Below are 22,694 nucleotides of genomic sequence, written 5' to 3' on the forward strand. Positions count from 1 at the left end.
TAATGAGCGGGCAGGTCCTTTTCCATGTTGGATAACATTAATTGGATATACTTTTTCTCCAGAGGTAAAGCCGTTGCTTGAAATAAAAATGCTTTTAGTCTTTGCAGCTCCTATAGAGCCTCATCAAAAACCTAAAAAATTATTAAACCCCTGCTGATTGGAGTGAAAGGCACGCAGAGTCCTTCGGTAAAGCAGCGCCTCCCCGCAGAAAGCGAAGTGCACGGAAATCAACGGCACCACTCCAGCTGAAAGCTAAGGGATAGGAAAAATGAAAATTAACTAATTAAGCTTTTAATAAGCCTACAATCCATATATAAGCTTAGTTTATGGAGCCTTGGCTGCGCTCAGCTCTTCACTCCATACAAAATGCAGCCGACACCGGCAAATACCCAGAGCATCTTGGTAAATGAAACCTTATCGGCAAGGCCAATGAGCCCTATAGTGGTTGTTGCAATCAGGATGAGCGGGCCAACGAGGGCGAGAGAGCTGTTCAATACGAGTGCTTTTTCAATATCATTGTATTTAATGATCAGAAATGCAGCCAAAATTTCAAGGCTTCCCGAAAAAATCCTCAGTGAAGCCATCATGATTATGGTTTTTTCCAAAAGCTGAAACATAAGTACCTCCCAAAAGCAGTTTGCTATAGTATATGCAGCCGGACTGCCGGGAAGGACAAACAATTCCAGCACCTGCTGAAAGTAAAAAGATTCTGCCCATCATGACAGAATCTTTATGGCATCATGCTGACTGTTTCAGTTTATTCAAACGGCTGCCAGAAAGCGCATTCCGATTCAGTCTTAGTGCAAGAAGGCCGGCCAGTACGGAAAGTATGATATCCTTAGGCAGCGGAACCAGCATCCAGATCCATGCCATCGCATAAGTGAAGCCTTCCGGTGCTGCAAACCATAGTTTATAGGCTAGATACATATAGTTTGTCCCTAATATATAATTGATGGCCAGTCCCGTAAGCGCAGCTGTGATATAAGATGCTTTGCTTGAATTCTTTTCAATTATCTTCCCTGTTGCATAAGCTGCAAGAATATATGTAAGGATGAAGCCGAATGTCGGGCTGATGACAGTCGCAAAGCCGGAGCCGAATTTTGCAAACACAGGGACACCAGCGATGCCAACCAAGGCATATACAGTCATGGCGATGGCTGACAGCCTGCTGCCAAGGATGGCGCCAGAGAGGATCGCGATGAATGTTTGCAGGGTAATAGGGACCCCTCCGATAACCATGAATGGGACGAATGATGTGATATTTGCTCCAATTGCCATCAGGGCAGTAAACATACCGGCCAATGAAAGATGTAGCGGCGTCAATTTCTTTTTCATGAATTATGCCTCCCAGAATTGTTTTATACTAAAATAAGAATAAGATGGAAAACGACTATATGTCAACTGAAATTATATTTAGTTTACTAAAGGAGTTCGAATGATGGTGGACAGGCCAAGAGCAAATACATTGGGCATTATTTATAAGGACGGCCGCATCCTGGCGGAAAAGCTCAGCGGGAAGCATTCAAAGGGTGAGGGAGTCTTTTACCGCCCGCTCGGAGGAACAATAGAACTTGGGGAAACCTCGATAGATGCTTTGAAAAGAGAGTTCATGGAAGAGATAGGAGCAGAGATCAATATAGTGAATTATATTGCCTGCATAGAAAACATTTACTCTATTAATGGAATCACGAGACATGAATTGACACAGCTTTATGAGGCCGAGCTTGTGAATGAGTCACTATACGAAAAAGAGTCCATTCCAGTGAACGAAAATGGGAGAAAGTCGGAAGCAAAATGGATACCGGTTATTTCTTTTATTGATGAGAGGGAAGTACTTTTTCCAGCCGGGCTTGAAAATTATCTAATCCGTTTCTTGTAATCCAAATGTGTACTTTTCTGCCTGCACGGGTATAGAACTAATAAAAGAAAGGGTGATAATCATGCAGACATATGGCGAGTGGTATACCCGCAGGCGTCCAGAATACAAAGGGTGGGAGAACCAGGATACTAATGAGATCTTATTCAAAAATGCTCTTTACTACGGCCTCCCATCTGTTGTCATGGTTGCGCTTTTAATATTAGCCTGAATAGTGAAGCACCTGCCTTTCCGGCAGGTGCTTTTTTATGTTCTCTTTTTCTGGATAATAGTAAAGCTTCAGAAATTATAGTAAAATAGGGGCAATTAACTGGTAGGAAGAAGGTGTCCGTATGTTCGAGCTGCTGCTGACAATGCTCGAGAGGCTTGGCCTGATTGTTACCATTGCCTTCATTTTGACCAGATTCCGTTTTTTCCGCGAAATGATATACCAGGAATCATTGACGGCAAAACAGCGGTGGGTCGCTGTTCTTTTTTTTGGATTCTTCGGTATATTCGGCACCTATACCGGTGTCAGTTTTGACACGGATACCCTGCAGTTCAGCCGCTGGGCGTCAGAGCTATCTTCAGATGAAGCCATTGCAAACTCCAGGGTGATCGGCGTGGTTCTTGCCGGACTATTCGGAGGGTACAGGGTAGGGATTGGCTCCGGATTGGTGGCAGGAGTCCACCGTTTTACATTGGGCGGCTTTACAGCTTTTTCCTGCGGCTTGGCTTCAATCTTTGCTGGGATCATTGCAAGCATCCTGCATAAGAGAAACAGGCATGTGAAGCTGTCGACAGCGTTTTTTATCGGAGCCCTGGCCGAAAGTGTGCAGATGCTTATCATCCTTCTTCTCTCAAGGCCTTATAGCAAAGCTTCAGCTTTGGTCGAAACCATCGGTCTGCCCATGATTCTCGCCAATGGAGTCGGCTGTGCCATTTTCCTGCTGATCATCAAAAGCGTGGTCAATGAAGAGGAAAAAGCTGCAGCCATCCAGGCGCAGAAATCCCTGCGCCTGGCACGCCAGACTTTGAAGCATCTGCGAAAAGGGATGACCAGCGATGCGGCAGAAGAGGTATGCCGCATCCTTTACCACGAAGTCAATGCAAGCGCCGTGTCGATTACAGATGATGAACGCATCCTGTCTCATATTGGTGTGGCTGATGACCATCACAAATCAGGACATCTGATTCAAACAGATATAACCAGAAAGGTTCTTGGCCAAGGAGCCTTGATCATTGCCGGCAGGAATGATATCAGCTGCAGCAGTCCGTCATGCCCGCTTGGTGCTGCCGCCATTGCTCCGCTGAAGGAAAGGGGACAGACCATCGGCACCTTGAAATTCTATTTTAAGTCAGAAAAAGAAATTACCAATGTAGTCATTGAATTAATTTCCGGTCTGAGCATGCTCCTTAGCAATCAGCTCGATGCTGCAAGGGGAGAGAAAGCATACCAGCTTGCGAAGGATGCAGAAATCAAGGCACTGCAGGCACAAATCAGCCCGCACTTTTTGTTTAATACTTTGAATGTAATTGTTTCCCTGATTCGCATTGATCCAAAGAAAGCCCGCAAGCTGCTCTTGTCGCTTTCCCATTTCCTGAGGCAGAATCTTACGGGTACAACTTTGGAACGTACAACATTGAAGGAAGAATTAAAGCATGTACAAGCCTACTTGGAAATAGAGGAAGCAAGATTTTCTGACAGGCTTAAAACTGAATTCCGGATAGAAGAGGAAGCACTTTCTGCTCAAATTCCGCCGCTGACACTCCAGCCGCTAGTAGAGAATGCAGTCAAGCATGGCATCAAGGATAAGGAAGCTGACTGCAGGATCATTATTTCTGCTGCTGTTAAAAAAGAAGGGACAAAAGTTTCCGTTTCTGACAATGGAGCAGGTATCGAAACAGAACGCCTTCACCAGCTGGCAAGGGGCATCGTACCTTCCCTGACTGGGACAGGACTTGGAATTTATAATGTAAACAGGAGGCTGGCGATGCTCTTTGGGGAAAGAGCCGGACTTAATTTTGACAGCAGGCTGAATGAAGGGACGACAGTCTCATTCGTGCTGCCGGACAAAGGAGAAGAATAGCATGGAAAGAAAAATCAGCATACTGATTGCGGACGATGAGCCATACAGCAGGCAGGAGCTTGTTCACCTGCTGAACGAATATGGAGACCTTCAGGTAATAGGGGAAGCAGAATCTGGTGAACAGGCAGTCATCCAGTGTCTGCAGCTGCAGCCGGATGCTGTATTTTTGGATATTGAAATGCCAAAAATGAATGGCATGGAAGCCGCCCGATCGTTGAATGATTTAAAAAAAGTGCCAAAAATAATCTTTGCGACAGCTTACCCGCAGTTTGCGGCAGAAGCTTTCCGCTATGAAGCGGTTGATTATCTGCTGAAGCCCTTTGACGAAGAGCTGGTTAAAGAAACTGTATCAAGACTCAGAAAGATTTTTGCAGAAGAAGGCGACAGCACAGCCGCAGCCGTGAGCCCGGGGAAACTGGCAGTGGAGGAAGATGGCAATATCTCTTATATAGACCCATTGTCCATCCTATATATTTCTCGTGATGATAAAGTTTCAAGGATTGTTGCGAAAAACGGAAGCTATTCTGTTAAAACTCCTTTAAAGGAGCTTGAAAGCAGGCTGCAGCAATTTCCTTTTTTCCGCATACATAAAAGCACAATCGTCCATCTGCACTATGTATCAAGGTTGACTCCATGGTTTAACGGCGCTTACCAGCTTGAAGTGGAGGGGTCTGAAGAAATATTATCTGTCAGCCGGAATTATGCCAAAGGATTAAGGAGCATGCTGGAAATTTAGTGATGCAGGCAGGAGTATTGTGCCTGCATTTCACCTCTCTATTTCAGCATCTTAAGACAGATTATTGACATGTTGGCCACAATTCCGCCACATTTTCCTCCAGGTGCCTTATACTTTATGTAAGCGATTACAAAAGGAGGCATTTCAATTGTATTCTTTTATAGCAGGCATCATTTTACTTATAGCAGGGTATTTCACTTATGGAAAATTTGTAGAAAAAGTATTCGGCGTTAAAAAGGAGAGGCAGACTCCAGCTTATACGCACAAAGACGGCGTTGATTATCTGCCGATGAATACGAAAAAAAACTCTCTCATCCAGCTGCTGAATATAGCAGGTGTTGGTCCGATCTTTGGACCTATCATGGGTGCATTATATGGACCAGTTGCTTTCCTGTGGATTGTGCTCGGCTGCATTTTCGCCGGTGCTGTCCATGATTATCTGACAGGTATGATTTCCATCCGCAACAGGGGTGCACACTTGCCGGAACTGGCCGGAAAATTTCTCGGCAGCTTTATGAAGCATGTTGTGAATGCATTTGCCATTCTGCTGCTGCTTCTTGTGGGAACTGTATTTGTTACTTCCCCGGCAGGGCTTCTTCACAATTTGATGAACGGGTGGATGAGCATGGGCCTGATTCTTGGTGCCATCTTTATCTACTATATACTGGCGACACTATTGCCGATTGACAAAATCATTGGACGCTTTTATCCCATCTTTGGAGCATTGCTTTTGATCAGTGCGCTTGGAGTAGGGGCTTCGCTCATCATCAGCGGTGCGCCTATCCCTGAAATCAATCTGACAAACATGCATCCTGATAATGCACCGATCTTCCCGCTTCTGTTCCTGACAATTTCCTGCGGGGCTTTATCCGGATTCCATGCGACCCAGACCCCAATCATTTCGAGGACAACAGAAAATGAGGACCAAGGCAGAAAGATTTTCTATGGCATGATGATTGCAGAAGGCGTTATTGCCATGATTTGGGCTGCAGCTGCAATGAGCCTTTTCAATGGCTCTGCAGGCTTGAATGAACTGCTTGCAGCAGGCGGGCCTGCCGCAGTAGTAAGTGAAGCTTCAAAACTGACTCTTGGTGCTGTCGGCGGAACACTGGCTGTGCTCGGAGTGATAGTCCTGCCGATCACATCAGGCGACACTGCTTTCCGGAGTGCAAGGATGATCATTGCCGACTATATCCGCTTCGGCCAGCAGAAGCTGGGCAACCGCCTGGTTATCGCCCTGCCGCTGTTTGTAATATCATTTGCACTGACAAAGATTGACTTTGAGATTCTTTGGAGATACTTCTCCTGGGCAAACCAGTCTACTGCTGTCATCGCCCTTTGGGTAGCAAGCATGTACCTTTTCATTGCCAGAAAAAATTATTGGATTGCCATGATACCGGGCATCTTCATGACAATGGCCACCGTCACTTATATCCTGAACGCAAAAATCGGATTTGGCCTTTCAATGAATATATCGTATTTAGGGGCTGCGATTGCTACGGTTATTATCACTGTTCTTTTCTATAACGCTGCAGGAAGGGCAAGAAAGAACAATATCGCACTCGAAGAAGATATCACAGGAAGAGTTGCTTAAGATCAATTATGCGTAAGAGCCTGGATGAGCATTTCCGGGCTCTTCTGCTTAGATGCTGTGCTAAAATTAAAAATAATGCTGGAAATAAACGGAATGATGCAGGATTTAGTTTTGCAGCCGTTTTCTGAGAAAGGAAGGTAAGAATATGCGTATATTGATTGCAGGGGCAGGAGCAGTAGGAGGGTATTTCGGAGGCAGGCTCCTTGAAAAAGGAGAAGATGTTACCTTTCTAGTAAGGGAAAAGAAATACGATCAGCTTCAGCAGAACGGCCTGGTCATCAACAGCGTACATGGAGATGCGATGTTGAAACCAAAGCTTCTGAGAACAGGGCTTCCTTCAGAAGAAAACTTTGATTTGATCTTGCTTTCTGTGAAAGCCTATCACCTTGAGGAAGCCATCGGAAATATTAAGCCTTTTGCTGGAGAAGGTACATGCATCCTTCCGCTGCTGAATGGCATTGCACATATGGACACGCTTGAAAGGGCCTTTGGAAAGGAGAGGCTCCTTGGAGGTCTTTGCTTCATAGAATCAACATTGGATGAAAAAGGAGAAATTGTTCAGAAAAGCGATATACAGGAGGTTGTTTTTGGCGAAATTGACGGGAGGGAGACCGGGCGGATTTCCCGAATACGTGAAGCACTTGCCGGAACAAAGGCTTCTTTCCGGTACAGCAGTGAGATCGTGAGTGAAATGTGGAGCAAGTATCTTTTTATCAGCATGATGTCCGGGCTTACAACGCTGACACGTTCGCCAGTCGGTCCTATAAGGGATACAGCAGAGGGGAGAAGCATCATAGAGGGGCTTGCTCTGGAAATCCTTCCTGTCATGAAAAGCTTGGGAGCGAATCTTCCGGATGATGCAAAAGAAAATATCATTAAGAAAATAAATGCAGTCGGATATCATATGAAATCTTCCATGCAGCGAGACATGGAAAAAGGCTTGCAGACCGAGTCAGCCCACTTCTTTAAATATCTCCTGGATGCAGCGGCTGAACACCGTTTACCAGTGCCAGTTCTGAATACCATCTATATGAATCTGCAGGTATATGAAAAGAGGAGGGAAGAACAAAAAGAGAGGGGGTAAACTCAAAACAGTCCGGAGACAAGTAATCAGAGGGTGTTAGTCAGAGCGACTAACACCCTCTGGCTGCAGAAAAGCGATTCAGAGGTCTTAGTCAGAGCGACTAATACCCTCTAGCCGCAGAAAAGCGAATCAGACGGTCTTAGTTAGAGCGACTAACACCATCTAGCCACAGAAAAGTAAATCAGACGGTCTTAGTCAGAGCGACTAAAACCGTCTGTCCACAGAAAAGCGAATCAGACGGTCTTAGTCAGTGCGACTAACACCATCTAGCCACAGAAAAGTAAATCAGAGGGTCTTAGTCAGGGCCGCCAAAGCCCACTTGCTCATAGAAAACAGAAGCAGAGGGTTTCCCCCAATCACAACTTCTGTTTGCCTGAAGGGGATTTCTAATTTCATTAGTTGTCTTAAAGTCTAATGCAGATCTTTAACCTTATACTATTGGAGAGCAAACCCCAGCAGTTTTATATCCTGGAGGATTTTCTGCTGGATATCAGGCTCTTTGCATTTTTCAAAGTCAGTGATCAATCTGCCAATTTCCCTAATAAAAAGCAAATATTCGCTGTCTTTCAGCATAAATAGTCACCCCTACTATCGAAATAGGTCTAATTTCATACATTTTAGTATAAAATAGCAGAGATTGGAAGTAAAGTAAAATTACCTGCAGTTCACTCATTTATGCTTTTTCGTTTTAGTATGAACCTCCTCTGCGAGCTGTTCTGCTCTCTGATCGTTTTCAATGCCGCCTGAAAGGCCCGGTGTATCAGGCAGAAAGACGGGGCGGACTACGGAATCTGCTGATACAACTTTCCACTTTCCTTCATCAAGAGCCAGGCTGAAATCTATAATCCCTAAATGGCTTCCCCAGGAACCTGCCTGTACAGCCGGAATTCCATTGATTGTCCCTGCTTCCGAATCGATCAGACCGCTGCTGTCCCTAAGTTTAGGAGACGGAAAGACCTGGTGGGTATGGCCGAACATAATGGCATCAATTCCAGGCACCTTGCTCAGCCCGAGCACTGAATTCCTGCTTTTATCCTTAACCTGTTCATCAGCTTCGAGACCAGCATGTGCCAGTGCTATTATGACATCTGCGCCTTTTTCCCTCATAATCGGAATATAATGCTCAGCTGACTCGACCATAGATTTATTGCTGAGCTTTCCTTTTAAATGTTCTTCATCCCATTTCAGGACAACAGGTGTAATGAAACCAATCACACCAATTTTGACAGGATATTTTCTGCCATCATCTGCCGTAAAGTTCCGATGAAGAATCACATAAGGGGAGAAATAGGGAAGCTCTTCCTGGAATGATTCTGTACCCTGGATAAAGAGATTGCTGTTAACATAAGGAAAGGCTGCCTCTTTCAGCTTTTTATTAAGATAGCCCAGCCCGTAATTGAATTCGTGATTGCCGGGTGCCGCGGCATCATACTGCAGCTCGTTCATAATGCTGATAATAGGGTGAGGCAGGCCGGGATGCTCATGAATATAATCTCCCAGAGCACTTCCCTGGATTAGATCGCCATTGTCAAAAAGAAGGGTATTATGTCTCTCCAGGCGCGCTTTTTTGATTAAGCTAACGGTTTTTACAAATCCGAAGCTCTTCACTTTTTTTCCGCTTTTATATTCGTAATTCAATATGTAAGAGTGAAGGTCCGTCGTCTCCATGATCCTGAGCTGCATGTTGGGATGGTGTTCGCTGAATACAGCTGAGCCTGAAGGAACACAGAGGAGCATGGTTAATAAAACAAACACGGTAATAAAAATGGATTCTTTTTTCAACATGGCTCACCGCCTTCCCGTGATTCTGTTATTGTGCCTTAAACACAAAGAATCATGCCAGAAAGTTAAGCGGAGGATAACTGTTCAGATTATAGAAGGAGGGCCGCAAATACCGCTTTCAGCAGCAGAGCCTTTTATTTCCCATTCAGGAACACAGTAAAAAATCTGAAGGGCTAAGTCCAGCTGTCCCTTCAGATTTCGTTTATTTTGAATAAGTTTTTTCTGTACCATCCGTAAAAGTTACTTCAACTTCAATATTTTCATAGTCTTCGTTAAGATCAAGGCCTTGTATTACCTGTACCAGTACCTCATCCTCAGAAGACTCTTCATCAAAAGTAAATTGCTTGAATGCTTCCAGCAGCTTGTCCAGCGCTTCATCTCCGTTTAATTCTTCATCATTTAAACCATCTTTGATCTCAGCTTCCATCGTATTATTTCGATCATATTCGTAATCAACTTCATACGATTTCATATCCGGATACTCAGCATCAAGCTCAAAATCTGTAAAATTGATGCGGGAGAAATCCTCAACCGGCTGTTTATTATCTGTATTCAAATCATCTTCCTGGCTAGGTGCGCTAGGGGGCGGATCCTGGACTTCATTCTCATCATTCCCGCAGGCAGCAAGCGGCAGCATCAGAAGGGCGGCTGCTATTGGTTTCAATAACTTCGATTTTTTCATGACAGACCTCCTATTTCGTTTTTATAATATGTATATTTCCTATTTCGCTATATTAAAAACGCATATGTGAGGTTTTCTGTTCTGAACTACTCTGCTGCAGGCAGCAGCCGGTCCTCTGAAAAGCATATTTCATGGAAAAAACTTTTCAGCAGCAGCCATCTGGCTGGATAGGCAGCAGCGAAGTCAGAAGCAGATTGTTCATTATAACATACGAGGCAGTCCAGCATCGTTCTGCCTTCCTTTAAGTCATAATAAAGGGCATGCAGGTTTTCATAATGCTCATTAATCTGCCAGCGGTTCAGCTTGACAGGAGATATCCCGTTTAATTTCATATAATTTTGCGCTGCCTTCTTTTGGATTTCCTGTACAATTTCAGGCGCATAATCTCCGGCTGCCAGTTTTTCATTGATAAAATAAATGCCTTTCTTCATCTATGAACCCCGTTCCTGTGTTTTCTACCACTATTGACAGAAAAAACTGAGTTCATACAGGAAAGAACAGAAGATTATAGAATTCTTATAATAGAGTGAATATTAATGTGGAGGCTTATAATGAGTGTATTATTTGAAAATGGCAGCCTGAAAGTAAGAGAACTGGAAGAAAGGGATAAATTACACCTTGTACGCTGGCTGCAGGATCCGTCAGTACTGGAATATTACGAAGGCAGAGACAATCCTCATTCACTGCAAATGGTAGATGATCATTTCTATAATCGGGACCGGCATGTGGCAGCCTGTATTTTTGAATGGGAAGAAACAGAACTGGGATATATTCAGTTTTATCCGCTGGAAGAAGAAGAAAGGGAGAAATACGGATACCTTCCGGGTATTTCTGTCTATGGTACAGACCAGTTCATCGGGGAATCAAAATGTTGGGGAAAAGGAATCGGGAAGCTGCTCGTTCAGTCAATGATCAGCTATTTAATAAAAGAAAAGGGAGCAGACTTGGTAGTCATGGATCCCCAGACATGGAATGAAAGGGCCATTGCCTGTTATGAGAGCTGCGGATTGCAAAAAAGAAAGCTTCTCCCGAAAAACGAATACCATGAAGGTGAATGGAGAGATGCCTGGCTGATGGAATATGACAAAAAAAGCGATATACTTGTAAAAAAGGAAAATAGCTAAGAACACCATAAAAAGGAAGCAAACTCAACTGAGTTTGCTTCCTTTTTTATAGGGCAGTATCTGAGCCCGAGACAACACTTTCTCTTTTTGCCCGAAGGAACCGGACAAAGTTCATGACAATTGTTTTTACAACCGCATACGTCGGAATTGCAAGGATCATGCCCAGAATTCCTGCAAGGTTTCCTGCCACAAGCAGCAGAATGATAATGGTAGCAGGATGTGTATCAAGTCTTTTGCCGAGTATCAGAGGAGATAGGATATTCCCTTCAACCTGCTGGGCAACGGCAATGACGATAATCGCCAGGATGGCCTTGGCCGGGGAATCGAACAGTGCGATCAATACAGCAGGCGCCCCGCCGAGAAATGGACCGACGTAAGGAATGATATTCGTAACAGCGACAATCAGCGCCAGAACGAGGGCATATGGCAGGTCAATGATCATATAGCCGATGAAGGCCAGAGTCCCAACGAATAAAGCCACGGTCACCTGTCCCTGTATGTATGCTGCCAGGGTTTCACCTGTCTCCTTCAGTGTCTTTAAACCTTCACTCCGATAAGAAAGAGGGAGGAATTTGGATATGGCAGCCGGAAATCTTCCGCCATCCTTGAACATATAAAAGAGCAGGAAGGGAACCGTTACAATCGTGACTGTAATATTGGCGACAAGGCTGAATACATTGGAAATTCCATTTGTCACCCTGTCAGGGATTGTGTTGGCAAACTCCATCAATGACCTTTCCAGATTTTCAATCGGGACATAGTCCTGGTTCATAACCCATTTGAACTGCTGCGAGCTTGAAAGATTTTCTATGTAGATTCTTGTTCTTTGTGCATATGTCGGCAGATCATTGAATAATGCTGTAACCTGCTTTGAAATGATAGGAACAAGGCTGCCGATCACCAGGACGATAAGCCCGATGATAATCAGGTAGATGATTATGATGGCAAGGGTCCTCGGCAGTTTTCTTGCCTGGAGGAAATTGACGACCGGGTTAAGCAGAAAATAAAGGAAGCCTGAGATGATAATCGGGAAAAACAAGGTTGACACAAAGATTCCGATTGGTTCAAATAAAAAGGAGATTTTGGATGATACGTAAATGATGGCCACAATCAGAAGGATCTGAAGGGACCAGAATTGGATATTTTTTTTTGTCACAGAATTCACCTTTCGCTTTCGCTTTCTTCCTGTAAAAAGTATAACAGAAGTTAGGATAATTTTCCTGATAATTGCCAGGCTATGTATTTTAGGCGGACATCACCATTCGAAGTGCAAAATAAAAAGACCCAGATTGGCCCTTATGTTTGGATTTGTATAAAAGATCTTTCTTTGTTTTTGTCCTTCTCTCAGACATATCAATCAATGCATAAGGGCTTCTTTTGCTTTCCGGATTTCTTTTTCCTTCACGCACCATTTTAGCGCGCAGCTTCTTCGCTTTGGATTTAGCCATTTAATCTACACTCCTGTCTTTATGGAATGTATTTATTTTATAATATCCAGGTCACTCAAACAATGGGTTCCTGGTCCGCGGAGCTAATTTTTTTCTGAAAACTTCTGCTTTGCCTGTTTCAGTCCGGCGGCCAATGATTTCTCGAATTTACCTGGTCCATTCATATAGCGGCAAATTCCAAATATGGATCCCTCTTCAATGATCATAAGCAATAATAGTATAGGGATGATTGCAGGTAAAAGATTTATCACAGATTATGCCTCCCAACCAGTCATATATAAATCTTATGAAAGGAAGGGAGGCTTGATGATCATTTTTATCCTCTGATTCCGGGACTTTCTCTCAACACAGGAAGGGTGCAGCAGCGGAAGGCTCCCCCGGACTTAATGATTTCCGTTATATCCACTTCGATCACCTCGAAGCCTCTTTCTTTCAGCTGGCTGTTGACATTTTCATTTACCGTCAGACTGAAGATCTTTTTGTCCCCGATGCATAATACATTCGTGCCCAGGGAAAATTGTTCTTCTTTGGTTACTTCTATCAGGTGATACCTGGATTTGATGTATTCCAGTGCTTTCGGCTCAATTTCTCCTGGGAAAATCAAGGCTTCGTCTTCAGATATGACATTGAAGACACAATCCAGATGAAGGAATTTATCTGTAAAAGGGACCGTAATTACCTCATGATCAGGCAGAAGTGATTTCAAATGGGCAGCGGCTTTCTCATTTGTCCTGTCACTCAAGCCAACATAAACAGTGTCGCGGTCTATGACGATATCTCCGCCTTCAATTTTTTCTCCTATCAGGTTGAAATAGGAAATTCTCTCCTTCTCCAGCCATTCCTTGAACACATCCTCTTCTCCCTGCCTGATCCTGCTTGCCATTTCGGCCACAAACACCGTTTGGCCAAGCGTAAAACCGATATCCCTCGTGAATACCTGTTCAGGATATTTGCCCCTGGCCGGTAGGAGGGAAACTTCCACACCGTATTGCTCTAGTGTTTTGACAAAATTGCGGTGCTGCTCCAATGCCTTGTCAATATCAATGCCTTCTTTCAGAAAATGGCGCTGGGTCTCGTTGATCACATCTTTGATTGTCATATGCTCCGGTTCACATAGAACCACTTTTTTCAGCCGGTCATATTCGCTTCCAACATATGCCGGCATATCTGGCGTTTGCTTTACCATAATATCCTCCTAAGATTAGGTTACTTTCCTTACTATTCACCTAAACCAGGACAGTTATGAAAAAAGCTCATACTATCCCGGGGACTGGCTTCATATACTAGAGGACATGCATCAGCCAGGAGTGTTCAATCATGATTTTAAAAAAAACGGCTATCGTCCTTACTGGATGCCTACTTCTATCTTTGGGAATAAACGGTTTTCTAATCCCTAACAAGGTTCTCGACGGCGGTGTCATCGGGCTGGGTTTGATCTGCAACTACTTATGGGGATTTGAAGCAGGATTGTCCATCCTGCTGATGAGCATTCCGATATTTGCTCTTGCCTGGTTCAAGGATAGAGGTTATTTTTTCAACAGCCTGCACGGTTTGCTGTTGTCTTCCATTTTAATCGATATCATGAACCCGGTCAGCCGGTCACTTCCATATATCGACCCTGCAATCGGCTCTATAGCCGGCGGGGCGCTGGTCGGCCTCGGCATAGGCTTAATGCTCCGCTATGGCACCAGCACCGGGGGAACAGACCTGCTGGCGCAATTTATCGCAGACCTTTCAGGAATAAATGTGGGAATAGTGATTTTATTGATTGATTGCCTTGTCATATCAATCGGAGGCCTGCTGGTTTCAGGCGATACTTTCATGCTGTCCCTTATCACGGTCCTGACAGTAGGGCTGGTCACAAGCTTATGCACCTATCGGGCAGCAAAAGAGTAAGGAGGGCAGTGTTGGAGTCAAAAAAAAAGCCCTTACTCAGGGCTTTCTTCTTCAGCCAGTTTCCTGACCTCTATAAAAACAATATGATGGCCTTCCAGTTCTTTGACTGTAAAGGAATAGTTTTCCTCGATGATTTCTTCCCCCTGAACGACATCATACCGCTGGGAAAGGAACCAGCCGCCAAATGTGTCAACATCCTCTTCAGGCAGGTTTGTGCCAAGGAGATCATTGACATCTTCAATAAGAACCTTTCCGCTGATGATATAATGCCCCTCAGCCAATTTGCGGATGTCGGAGATTTCATCTGCATCAAATTCATCACGGATTTCACCGACAATTTCTTCTATGATATCTTCTACTGTCACAAGCCCCGCTGTCCCTCCATATTCATCCAGCAGCAGGGCCATATGGGTGCGCTCCTTTTGCATTTTAAGGAGAAGATCATGAATCGGTATTGTCTCAATGACCCTGATGGCAGGCTTCATGAAAGCTGTGATGGGTGAACCTGTCAGCGTTTCCCTTTTTACAGTGGCAGTCAGGATGTCCTTGATGTTGACGATTCCTTCAATATTGTCTTTATCTCCATTTATGACCGGATAGCGTGTGTACTTTTCCTCGCGGATGGTACCGAGGATATCCTCCACGCTGTCATCGATTGAAAGGCTGACGATTTCAGTCCGCGGCACCATGATTTCCTTGGCAAGCCTGTTATCAAATTCAAAGATGTTATTTACATAGGTCAGCTCTGATTTATTGATTTCTCCGCTCTCATAGCTTTCGGAAAGAATGATCCGGAGCTCTTCTTCTGAATGGGCCAGTTCATTTTCTGATGCAGGCTTAAGCCCGAACAGGCCGGTAAGGATCCTGGCTGAACCATTGAGCGCCCAAATGAAAGGGAACATCAGCTTATAAAACAAAATCAGCGGCTTTGCAAACAACAGGGTAATTCTTTCTGATAGCTGAATGGCCATGGTCTTTGGAGCTAATTCGCCGACCACTACATGCAGAAAAGTAATGGAAGCAAAGGCAATTCCGAAAGATAAAAGATGGGTTAGCGATGGATTAAGCTCCAAACTTTCAAAAAGGGGATGAAGCAGCTTCTCGACAGTGGGCTCTCCAAGCCAGCCAAGACCCAGCGCTGTGATGGTGATACCCAGCTGGCAGGCAGAAAGATATTCATCCATATGGGTAATCACATGCCTGGCCGCCTGGGCCCCAGGTTTATTTTCTTCAATCAGCTGGTCAATCCTCGAACTTCTGACTTTGACAATTGCAAATTCTGCTGACACAAAAAAAGCGGTTAAAGCAATTAAAAGTGCAACTAATACCAAATTGATAAATATGTCCAACGAATCGCCTTACAGAGTAAGGCTTACACCTCCTGGATGAGTAAAAAAGTCTACTGTAAGTTCCGGCAGGAGGGCTACATCAATAACAGGAGAATGGTCTGCATGAGGGATATGCTTTCAGCAGAAAGGTGCTTTTTAAGAGCTTCCTTCTTCAGTCCTTTATCCTCCAGATTTTGGAGCAGCTCGGAAAGCTCCTTATCCAAACCGGATATCTTTACTTTAAGTGTTTCATAATCGATAAGATCTGATTCTTTTTCCTTTAGCCTGTTCTTTATTTCTTCCAGTGAAAAGCTGTTCCTTTTGCACTGTTCGATATATTTAAGGGTGTCAAGAGCTTCTGCATCATAGTAGCGGTAGTTGGAAGCAGACCGTCTTGCTTTAATAAGGCCGATTTGTGTGTAATAATCTACCGTCCGCTTCGTTACATTCGCCCTTTTTGCAATCTCTCCGATTTTCAGTTTCTCTGCCCCAAACTCATCGCCTCCCCAGCAGAACGTTTTAGTTATAGTGAAAATGATAATCCTATTTATTTAAAATCACAATCATAAAGTTTTGGCGGTAATGGAATTTTCTTATCAGGATAGGGTAAAACCTATAAAAAGGACAGGGAGGAATTATTTTATGGACTCTACACATCCGTTTTGGCAGACTGTGCTTTCATTCTTGCCGCTGATTATTATTGCGGCAATTGTGGTCGCCTTTCTCGTCTACCGAAAAAGCAAGAGCAGGCGTTAGCAGGGCAAGGCCCGGCATTGAGCCGGGCCGCATTTTAGTTGAAATAGCGGGGCAGCTTCATTTACCATGATACATAACCGGGTTCCAGGCAATCCTGTCTCTATATTAATAAAGGAGGGAAACTGACCGATTTGGCACACCGCTGTTCGCATCCTTATCGAATATACAGCAGAAAAGTGGAGTGGAATGTACAAAAAGTGATTGAAACGGAATATCACCTCCACCTTTATGATGACCGGGTCGTTGCAGAAGACCGCGAGTTCCGGCTGGCTGATATCTATGATGTCTCCTACCGGGAACAGTCTTCTTTCGGGTTTTTATACTTGCATACAAACCATGGCCTTTATCCCTATAAAGTTTATATCAGCCCTGAGGACTTCATCAGGCAATACCGCATTGCTGCGGGCAAGGCCTATTAATCAGGCTGGCTGAGCATCCTGGCAGGGTGCTTTTTTTTTCGCCTGAAACAGTGCGTATGAGCGACTAATTCGGCTTCAGAAGGGTAAAGATAGGCAGACTAGCAGAGGAGCTGATTTCATGAAAGAAAGTTCATCATCCAACCGTTTTCTCCCGGTTGCTTCTGCAACAAGCGGAGATATGAAAAATATCACCCCTGATGTCCATTGCCTGCCGATTCAAATTGTTAATGTCTTTTATGCTGAGCTAAGCGATGGCTCAGGTGACTGGGTGCTGATAGATGCAGGCATGCCAAAATCAGCTGAAAAAATTATTGAAGCAGCAGAAGATCTCTATGGCGTAGGAGCCGCACCGAAAGCAATCGTCCTGACCCATGGGCATTTTGATCATATTGGAGGGATAATCGGACTGCTTAAAACCTGGAAAGTGCCAGTTTATGCACATGAGCTTGAACTTCCATATCTGACAGGGGAGAAAGATTATCCTAAGCCTGATGCCAGTGTCGAGGGCGGGATGATTGCCAAGATGTCACCGCTCTTTCCGCATGAAGGGATTGATATTAGTGAATATATCCATCCGCTTCCTTCTAATGGTTTTGTTCCTCCATTGCCGGGCTGGAAATGGATCCATACACCAGGACATTCTCCTGGCCATGTATCCCTGTTCAGAGAAGATGACAGCCTGCTCATTGCAGGGGATGCTTTTGTGACGGTGAGGCAGGATTCCCTTTATAAAGTTCTTGTCCAGGAAGAAGAAGTGAACGGGCCGCCCCGTTACCTGACTACCGACTGGAAAGCCGCAGAAGCATCTGTCATCAAGCTGGCTGCTTTGAACCCTTCGGCCGCTGGAACAGGGCATGGCCGTCCGATGTCAGGCCCGGAATTGGCTGAGGGTCTGCAGAAGCTTGCCGATCATTTTGGCGATCTGGCTGTACCGGACCATGGCAAATATGTCGACGGGAATGCATAAAATGTCCTGTCCGGCCCAAACTAGAGATTAAAAAGGGGCTGGACTGCATGATTTTCTATGCATGCGTGAAGTATGAAGAACATGATCCTAATTCTTATAAAGGGATTGAAGTCACCACACTGGGATCCAATGATAAAGTGGCCGAATTCGAATCTTATGATCCGCTTGAAGATTACCGTAATTTTTCCAGCTGGGCTGAGAGTGTAGGCGAAAATAATGTAGGATTCTGCGACACATTCAAGGCTTTTGCCCATGATTACCGGCAGGTATCAGAAGAGGATTCAGAAAAGATGATCTCAATGCTGTATGGGGACCATGGCAGCTGCGGCTATGAATATTACTGACAGGCTTTTGAAGCTGTAAAAGCAGAAAAGCCCTGGTTATCCAGGGCTTTTCTTACTGCTGCTCTTCATCAAAATAACTCTCAAAGGCAATCCGGTCTGTCAGTTTTTCATTTTTGTAATATGGATTTTCTATTGTTGAGTTCTCAGGATCCAGATTGGTCTTGATGACGAGGAAAGGCACCGAAGAATGCTCTGCAATGAGCCTGTCATCCAGCTCCCTGAAATCTGGCATTTTTTCACTTCCCGGCTTAATGGGGTCCATGCTTCCACCTCCTGATCTTAGGTTGCTGCCGGCAGGAATGCGCTATCCAGGAAAGCGGTGGAAAATAGAAAAACAGATTGCTTCAGACCTGATGCAGGTGCTGCCTACATTGTTTTTCGGGAGAAAAGGGGGCTAACCCGTCTTGCCCGGCATGATCTGCAAAATGAATTGCTTGGCCTGTTCATCAATGAAGAGGCAGTATTCCTCCTGATCCTTTAGGTCGAGCAGATTTCTCAGCTCCATTGGTATATGGATGGAACCATTATCAGAAACAAGCCTTTTATTTTCAGTACTCTTCGGATCTGCTTTTCTGATTAAGATCTTCTTGTCTTCATCTTCAAACTCCAGGTCGGCAAGCCGGCCTGGAAGAAGGTCGAATTTTTTTCTCCAGGGACTTGGAAGAAGGACTTTTCCGGTCTTAGTAAAATTTTTGCATTTATAGACGCTTTGCATCTTAACACTTCCCCGATTTTTTTTTACTGGCTCTCTGCTGGATAACGTTTTCGAGCTTACTTACTACATAGCACATGACGGAGCGAAGAAAACCTCTTATTGCATAGGAGGGGGAAAAAGGGACATTTTTAATAACGGAGCTTCGTTATCTGGAAGAATAAGAAGAGGATGAGAGTTTCAGCTTAAGTTTAATTAGGGAAAAATAAGGAGAAAGTACAAAAGGGCTGCGCCCTGTCATATGCCTATCGAAAAGGAGGAAGAAAGATGAAGGATGAAAAGAAGCTGATGAGCGAGGAAGAGCTTGATGCCCTCCATCATGTAATGGAAGAACAGATTGCATATATTCTTGTTGATGAAGAAGAAGAAAGATCCAGGGAAGAGCACAATGCTGAAGGGTGAAAAAAGGGGGGAGACCCCCTTTTTATGTGAATGAAGCAACCTCAACGCCTCTGTCCTTTAAGGCGGCATGAAGCGTCGCGGCAAACTCGAGCGCTTGGAGACCATCGCCGTGGAGGCATATGGTGTCTGCTTTAATCATGATCTCTTTTCCGTTCCGGCTGACAGTTTTGTTTTCAAGAACCATTCTCAGTACCTGGCCGACTGCTTCTTCCGCAGTAGTGATCAGGGCATCACTGCTTGATCTCGAAACAAGCGTACCGTCATCTTCATATCTTCTGTCCGCAAACACCTCCTGCGCAGCTCTGATTCCAATCCTTTCCGCTGCCGAGGTGCTTTCACTGTTATGGAGCCCAAAGAGCACGAGTTCCTCATCCGCACTCTGGACAGCCCTTGCTACCGCCTCTGCAAGCCGTTTATCTCCCGCACACATATTATAGAGCGCCCCATGTGGCTTTACATGGCTGAGCCTTCCGCCTTCTGCTTTCACAAAAGCTGAGAGTGCGCCAATTTGATACAGGACAAGGTCGAAGGCTTCTTCCGGACTAATTTCCATTTTTCTGCGGCCAAACCCCTGGAGGTCAGGCAAACCCGGGTGTGCACCAATGGCAGTCCCATGCTGAAGGGCAAGCTTCACTGTTCTGCGCATTGTCCCTGGATCTCCGGCATGGAACCCGCAGGCAATATTCGCGGATGTGATATAAGCCATGATTTCCTCATCAGATCCGATCTTGAAGCTTCCAAAGCTTTCGCCAAGATCACAGTTCAAGTCAATTTTCTTCAACAATGTGCACCTCTTTCTGCCATTTTTCATTGACGGTTTTTGTAAGGGATCCTATTGTTTTTACCTGTTCCAAATATGCCAGTTGTGCCTCAGCCAAGGAGGCAGGCGCAAACCTGATCTTATCTCCCGGTTTTTTCTGTGCCAGGATAGGAAGGTCTGCCGACAGGACTTGAGCGATTTTCGGGTACCCGCCTGTTGTCTGCCTTTCAGCCATCAGAATGATCGGATTGCCGTCAGCAGGCACCTGAACTGTTCCAAATGATACTGGTTCAGTTATCATTTCAATTTCCCTTGCCTTTGCTAGTGAAGGTCCCTTCAGCCTGTATCCCATCCTGTCAGAATCTGGAGAAATCGTAAATTCCTGTTCTGAAAATTGGTTTATAGCATCAGAAGAAAACCATTCAGACTGCCTGCCGGGCATCACCCTGATCTGATCCTGATGAAGATAAGAGGCGAGCGAGGGGGAGAAGCTCCAGCTTCTGCTGAATCTGCAGGAGGTTTGTCTGATGGGGAGGACATCGTTCTTTTCTAATATCCTGCCATCCAGGCCGCCGAATCCTGCTTTCAGATATGTGCTCCTGCTTCCCATCTGGCGAGGCACCAAGATGCCGCCATGGAAGGCCAGATATGTACGGCACCCTGCCTTCATCCTGCCAAAAGAAAGAACATCTCCTTTTTTCGCGGCGATCGGCTTTCCGCCTTGAATATTGCTGCCGCTCAGCTTTGCTTCTGTTTCAGCGCCAAAGAAGCTGAAGATGATATCCTTTTCGAAAAGCAGCCGGGGGCCAATCAAGGTAATTTCAAGAGCTGCTTCATCATTGAAATTGCCTGCTGCCAGATTGGCAAGCGTGTAAGAGAAAAGATCCATCGCACCTGAAGGCGATACGCCGAGATTTTGGTATCCTTTCCTCCCTGCATCCTGGATAGTTGTCATCAGTCCCGGCTTCAGAACTTTTATTCCCATAGGCTGCCGCCCCCTGACTGAAATTCTGCTTCTTTGATCGGAATGAAACGCAAACGGTCTCCGGGCTTTAGATAGCTGGGTTCTTCCCTATTTGGATCGAATAACGCTATCGGTGTTCTTCCGATAATCTGCCAGCCTCCAGGGGTCTCCGAAGGATATATCCCTGTCTGCCCGCCGGCAATGCCCACCGAGCCGGAGGGAATCTTCAATCTTGGGGAAGTTTTGCGCGGAGCCGCTATGCGCGGATCCATCCCGCCCAGGAAAGGGAAGCCGGGTGAGAAGCCAAGAAAGTAAATCTCATAGTCTCTTTTACTATGTATCTCTATAACTTCTTTCTCTGATAATCCATTTGAACGGGCTACAAAAGCCAGGTCCGGGGCGTGGGCTCCTTCATAGCAGACGGGGATATCCAAGAGCCGCGGAGATTGGACATCCAATTGTATTTTCTCTGCAAGCATTTCAGCAATCAAGGATGAGGCTGCTTCAAAGGGAGATAAGGTTCCGACGGCATACGGATCATAATGAACAGCCAGTGTATGAAAGGCAGGAACGCATTCAATCATGCCCCTGAAAGGTTTTTTGGATAAAAGGGAAGCCGCTTTCCTGACCTTTTGATTGCTTCCCGGGTCGATGCTGCTGCCAAATTCAAGGATGATGCAGCTGTCGCCTGCAGCATATGTATGATAATGCATATTTGCACCAGCTTTCTCTAAGTAGTCAGAAACAAATGAGTATACTGACTATTGTACAAGATAGCCACCTGATTTAAAAGGCAAGCTGGACCGGCACTTTAAAAAGCCAGACCATCAAAAGGATGATCACAGCTGACAGGCCGTAGGACACTAATGGCCGAATATGATGAAGCCTGATCATGATGTACATCACCGGGTAAAAAAGAAGCTCCATCCAATATTGATAGCCATTCTCAAAAACAATCATCCCTGTTGCAGCAAAGGGGAATTCAGCTGCAAAGGAAAGAACACTCCAAAGGATAATATACCGAAGCCGGCCATGCTTCTCCGGATAGAATGTCAAGTATAATACTGTTATGGTCGGAAGTATGGCGAATGCATGAAACAGCTCGCCAGCAAAATGCGATTCTAATGGAATGCTTCTGTGCTTCCACAAAAGATGATCTTTGCAGATAAAATTATACAATAACACCAATACAGAGGTATAAAGCATGGTAGGGTGGAAGACACGCCAGTTTTTCCATGCTTTCAAATAGCCGGCGCAAACAGCCAGGATAATGGATAAAGTAATATTCATTTTCTGCACCTCAATAGAAGAAGTCATTATATAATTTACTTTTTTTGTAAAAAATACACCCCCGTTAGAGCTCTTTTCGTAAAGATTGTCTATTTTAATGATTGAGGGAACAGCAAACCATGAAATAAGCGGAGAAATTCCGTTCAAGAAGAGCAAAGTAGCCCATTTTCCTGTTTTTGGAGTCGTTAGTCGGAATTTCTCCCTCTTTTTAAACTGTTTTTAAAGGCTTTTCAAGCTCAGAGGGAATTTCTCCGCTTATATTTCAGCCTGTCACTCAATCTACCATTCAGGTCCGGGAAGGCTCCGTTCTTTAATGGATGGGCGGGGATTGATCTTAAATAACGATTGCGAAAAAGCAACAATCAATGCGAATAGAGCCTTACAAAAAATACAGCATCGCAGCTCCTGTATGTCAATCAAACATTAATTACACAAGATTAAAAATTTTAAATGCCTGCACA

29 protein-coding genes are annotated in these 22,694 nt (G+C 44.8%); 11 read left to right on the forward strand and 18 right to left on the reverse strand.

Features of this window, described 5'->3' with window-relative positions:
• Window positions 1–344 precede the first annotated feature (344 nt).
• On the reverse strand, window positions 345–617 hold the full coding sequence (locus ABU165_RS14265; RefSeq protein WP_022543878.1) for a YqhV family protein: 273 nt from the start codon (window positions 615–617) through the stop codon (window positions 345–347).
• 121 nt (window positions 618–738) lie between these two features.
• Complete coding sequence (locus tag ABU165_RS14270; RefSeq protein WP_094768977.1) at window positions 739–1,335, reverse strand: biotin transporter BioY; 597 nt, start codon at window positions 1,333–1,335, stop codon at window positions 739–741.
• 100 nt (window positions 1,336–1,435) lie between these two features.
• Between ABU165_RS14270 and ABU165_RS14275 the strand changes: the two genes are divergently transcribed.
• The 5 genes from ABU165_RS14275 (at window position 1,436) to ABU165_RS14295 (ending at window position 7,359) form a co-directional block, all read left to right on the forward strand.
• The gene (locus ABU165_RS14275; RefSeq protein ID WP_101547786.1) at window positions 1,436–1,879 is read left to right on the forward strand and encodes an NUDIX hydrolase; all 444 of its coding nucleotides are present in this window, start codon (window positions 1,436–1,438) and stop codon (window positions 1,877–1,879) included.
• A gap of 329 nt (window positions 1,880–2,208) precedes the next feature.
• The gene (locus ABU165_RS14280; protein ID WP_318060696.1) at window positions 2,209–3,945 is read left to right on the forward strand and encodes a LytS/YhcK type 5TM receptor domain-containing protein; all 1,737 of its coding nucleotides are present in this window, start codon (window positions 2,209–2,211) and stop codon (window positions 3,943–3,945) included.
• Window position 3,946: 1 nt separating this feature from the next.
• A complete protein-coding gene (locus ABU165_RS14285; protein ID WP_318060697.1) occupies window positions 3,947–4,681 on the forward strand; it encodes a LytR/AlgR family response regulator transcription factor in 735 nt (244 codons plus the stop codon).
• A gap of 148 nt (window positions 4,682–4,829) precedes the next feature.
• A complete protein-coding gene (locus ABU165_RS14290; protein WP_009793742.1) occupies window positions 4,830–6,275 on the forward strand; it encodes a carbon starvation CstA family protein in 1,446 nt (481 codons plus the stop codon).
• Window positions 6,276–6,420: 145 nt separating this feature from the next.
• Complete coding sequence (locus ABU165_RS14295; protein ID WP_009793744.1) at window positions 6,421–7,359, forward strand: ketopantoate reductase family protein; 939 nt, start codon at window positions 6,421–6,423, stop codon at window positions 7,357–7,359.
• A gap of 435 nt (window positions 7,360–7,794) precedes the next feature.
• Here the strand turns inward: ABU165_RS14295 and ABU165_RS14300 are convergent, their stop codons facing one another.
• The 4 genes from ABU165_RS14300 to ABU165_RS14315 all read right to left on the reverse strand — a co-directional run bounded on the left by ABU165_RS14300 (window position 7,795) and on the right by ABU165_RS14315 (window position 10,254).
• Window positions 7,795–7,932, reverse strand: coding sequence for a hypothetical protein (locus ABU165_RS14300; protein ID WP_009793745.1), 138 nt, complete (start codon window positions 7,930–7,932; stop codon window positions 7,795–7,797).
• Window positions 7,933–8,028: 96 nt separating this feature from the next.
• Entirely contained in the window at window positions 8,029–9,144 is a 1,116-nt protein-coding gene (locus tag ABU165_RS14305; RefSeq protein WP_101547783.1) for a metallophosphoesterase, read from the reverse strand.
• 199 nt (window positions 9,145–9,343) lie between these two features.
• Window positions 9,344–9,823, reverse strand: a complete 480-nt coding sequence (locus ABU165_RS14310) for a YusW family protein (RefSeq protein ID WP_009793748.1) — start codon at window positions 9,821–9,823, stop codon at window positions 9,344–9,346.
• An 86-nt stretch (window positions 9,824–9,909) separates the two neighbouring features.
• Window positions 9,910–10,254 (reverse strand): hypothetical protein, encoded by a 345-nt coding sequence (locus tag ABU165_RS14315; RefSeq protein WP_009793749.1) that lies wholly within the window; start codon window positions 10,252–10,254, stop codon window positions 9,910–9,912.
• 120 nt (window positions 10,255–10,374) lie between these two features.
• Here ABU165_RS14315 and ABU165_RS14320 point away from each other — a divergent pair, with 120 nt between their 5' ends.
• A complete protein-coding gene (locus ABU165_RS14320) occupies window positions 10,375–10,947 on the forward strand; it encodes a GNAT family N-acetyltransferase (protein WP_129612173.1) in 573 nt (190 codons plus the stop codon).
• A gap of 46 nt (window positions 10,948–10,993) precedes the next feature.
• Here ABU165_RS14320 and ABU165_RS14325 read toward each other — a convergent pair whose 3' ends face one another.
• The 4 genes from ABU165_RS14325 to ABU165_RS14340 all read right to left on the reverse strand — a co-directional run bounded on the left by ABU165_RS14325 (window position 10,994) and on the right by ABU165_RS14340 (window position 13,581).
• Window positions 10,994–12,103 carry an AI-2E family transporter gene (locus ABU165_RS14325; RefSeq protein ID WP_094768986.1) on the reverse strand — a complete coding sequence of 370 codons (1,110 nt, stop codon included), beginning with the start codon at window positions 12,101–12,103 and terminating at the stop codon, window positions 10,994–10,996.
• An 88-nt stretch (window positions 12,104–12,191) separates the two neighbouring features.
• On the reverse strand, window positions 12,192–12,395 hold the full coding sequence (locus ABU165_RS14330; RefSeq protein WP_009793752.1) for a hypothetical protein: 204 nt from the start codon (window positions 12,393–12,395) through the stop codon (window positions 12,192–12,194).
• Window positions 12,396–12,478: 83 nt separating this feature from the next.
• Window positions 12,479–12,646 (reverse strand): hypothetical protein, encoded by a 168-nt coding sequence (locus ABU165_RS14335; protein ID WP_022543874.1) that lies wholly within the window; start codon window positions 12,644–12,646, stop codon window positions 12,479–12,481.
• A 65-nt stretch (window positions 12,647–12,711) separates the two neighbouring features.
• Entirely contained in the window at window positions 12,712–13,581 is an 870-nt protein-coding gene (locus tag ABU165_RS14340; RefSeq protein ID WP_009793755.1) for a dimethylarginine dimethylaminohydrolase family protein, read from the reverse strand.
• 131 nt (window positions 13,582–13,712) lie between these two features.
• Here ABU165_RS14340 and ABU165_RS14345 point away from each other — a divergent pair, with 131 nt between their 5' ends.
• Window positions 13,713–14,291, forward strand: a complete 579-nt coding sequence (locus ABU165_RS14345; RefSeq protein WP_022543873.1) for a YitT family protein — start codon at window positions 13,713–13,715, stop codon at window positions 14,289–14,291.
• A 32-nt stretch (window positions 14,292–14,323) separates the two neighbouring features.
• Here ABU165_RS14345 and ABU165_RS14350 read toward each other — a convergent pair whose 3' ends face one another.
• Entirely contained in the window at window positions 14,324–15,640 is a 1,317-nt protein-coding gene (locus ABU165_RS14350; RefSeq protein ID WP_009793757.1) for a hemolysin family protein, read from the reverse strand.
• 74 nt (window positions 15,641–15,714) lie between these two features.
• The gene (locus ABU165_RS14355) at window positions 15,715–16,170 is read right to left on the reverse strand and encodes a MerR family transcriptional regulator (RefSeq protein ID WP_083783103.1); all 456 of its coding nucleotides are present in this window, start codon (window positions 16,168–16,170) and stop codon (window positions 15,715–15,717) included.
• Between the two features lie 336 nt (window positions 16,171–16,506).
• Between ABU165_RS14355 and ABU165_RS14360 the strand changes: the two genes are divergently transcribed.
• The 3 genes from ABU165_RS14360 (at window position 16,507) to ABU165_RS14370 (ending at window position 18,105) form a co-directional block, all read left to right on the forward strand.
• On the forward strand, window positions 16,507–16,794 hold the full coding sequence (locus ABU165_RS14360; RefSeq protein ID WP_022543871.1) for a hypothetical protein: 288 nt from the start codon (window positions 16,507–16,509) through the stop codon (window positions 16,792–16,794).
• 118 nt (window positions 16,795–16,912) lie between these two features.
• Window positions 16,913–17,761 carry an MBL fold metallo-hydrolase gene (locus ABU165_RS14365; protein ID WP_009793761.1) on the forward strand — a complete coding sequence of 283 codons (849 nt, stop codon included), beginning with the start codon at window positions 16,913–16,915 and terminating at the stop codon, window positions 17,759–17,761.
• A gap of 47 nt (window positions 17,762–17,808) precedes the next feature.
• Complete coding sequence (locus ABU165_RS14370) at window positions 17,809–18,105, forward strand: hypothetical protein (RefSeq protein WP_009793762.1); 297 nt, start codon at window positions 17,809–17,811, stop codon at window positions 18,103–18,105.
• A gap of 52 nt (window positions 18,106–18,157) precedes the next feature.
• On the opposite strand, the gene ABU165_RS14375 is transcribed toward ABU165_RS14370, so the two are convergent.
• Together ABU165_RS14375 and ABU165_RS14380 are read right to left on the reverse strand one after the other, a co-directional pair.
• Window positions 18,158–18,367 (reverse strand): hypothetical protein, encoded by a 210-nt coding sequence (locus tag ABU165_RS14375; protein WP_009793763.1) that lies wholly within the window; start codon window positions 18,365–18,367, stop codon window positions 18,158–18,160.
• Between the two features lie 132 nt (window positions 18,368–18,499).
• Window positions 18,500–18,820: an AbrB/MazE/SpoVT family DNA-binding domain-containing protein gene (locus ABU165_RS14380; protein ID WP_009793765.1), complete on the reverse strand. Its 321-nt coding sequence runs from the start codon at window positions 18,818–18,820 to the stop codon at window positions 18,500–18,502.
• 264 nt (window positions 18,821–19,084) lie between these two features.
• On the opposite strand from ABU165_RS14380, the gene ABU165_RS14385 reads away from it, so the two are divergent.
• Window positions 19,085–19,219, forward strand: coding sequence for a hypothetical protein (locus ABU165_RS14385; protein WP_009793766.1), 135 nt, complete (start codon window positions 19,085–19,087; stop codon window positions 19,217–19,219).
• Between the two features lie 22 nt (window positions 19,220–19,241).
• Here ABU165_RS14385 and ABU165_RS14390 read toward each other — a convergent pair whose 3' ends face one another.
• The 4 genes from ABU165_RS14390 to ABU165_RS14405 form a co-directional block, all read right to left on the reverse strand.
• Window positions 19,242–20,000: a LamB/YcsF family protein gene (locus ABU165_RS14390; protein WP_009793767.1), complete on the reverse strand. Its 759-nt coding sequence runs from the start codon at window positions 19,998–20,000 to the stop codon at window positions 19,242–19,244.
• A complete protein-coding gene (locus ABU165_RS14395; protein ID WP_318060698.1) occupies window positions 19,987–20,964 on the reverse strand; it encodes a 5-oxoprolinase subunit C family protein in 978 nt (325 codons plus the stop codon). Before ABU165_RS14395 ends, ABU165_RS14390 begins: the two co-directional genes overlap by 14 nt.
• Window positions 20,955–21,656, reverse strand: coding sequence for a 5-oxoprolinase subunit PxpB (pxpB, locus tag ABU165_RS14400; RefSeq protein ID WP_009793769.1), 702 nt, complete (start codon window positions 21,654–21,656; stop codon window positions 20,955–20,957). Before pxpB ends, ABU165_RS14395 begins: the two co-directional genes overlap by 10 nt.
• Window positions 21,657–21,729: 73 nt before the next feature.
• Complete coding sequence (locus ABU165_RS14405; RefSeq protein ID WP_129612176.1) at window positions 21,730–22,233, reverse strand: CBO0543 family protein; 504 nt, start codon at window positions 22,231–22,233, stop codon at window positions 21,730–21,732.
• Window positions 22,234–22,694 lie beyond the last annotated feature (461 nt).

Origin of the sequence: Cytobacillus sp. T106, from assembly GCF_040492155.1 — a bacterium.
GTDB lineage: Bacteria > Bacillota > Bacilli > Bacillales > Cytobacillaceae > Bacillus_AB > Bacillus_AB infantis.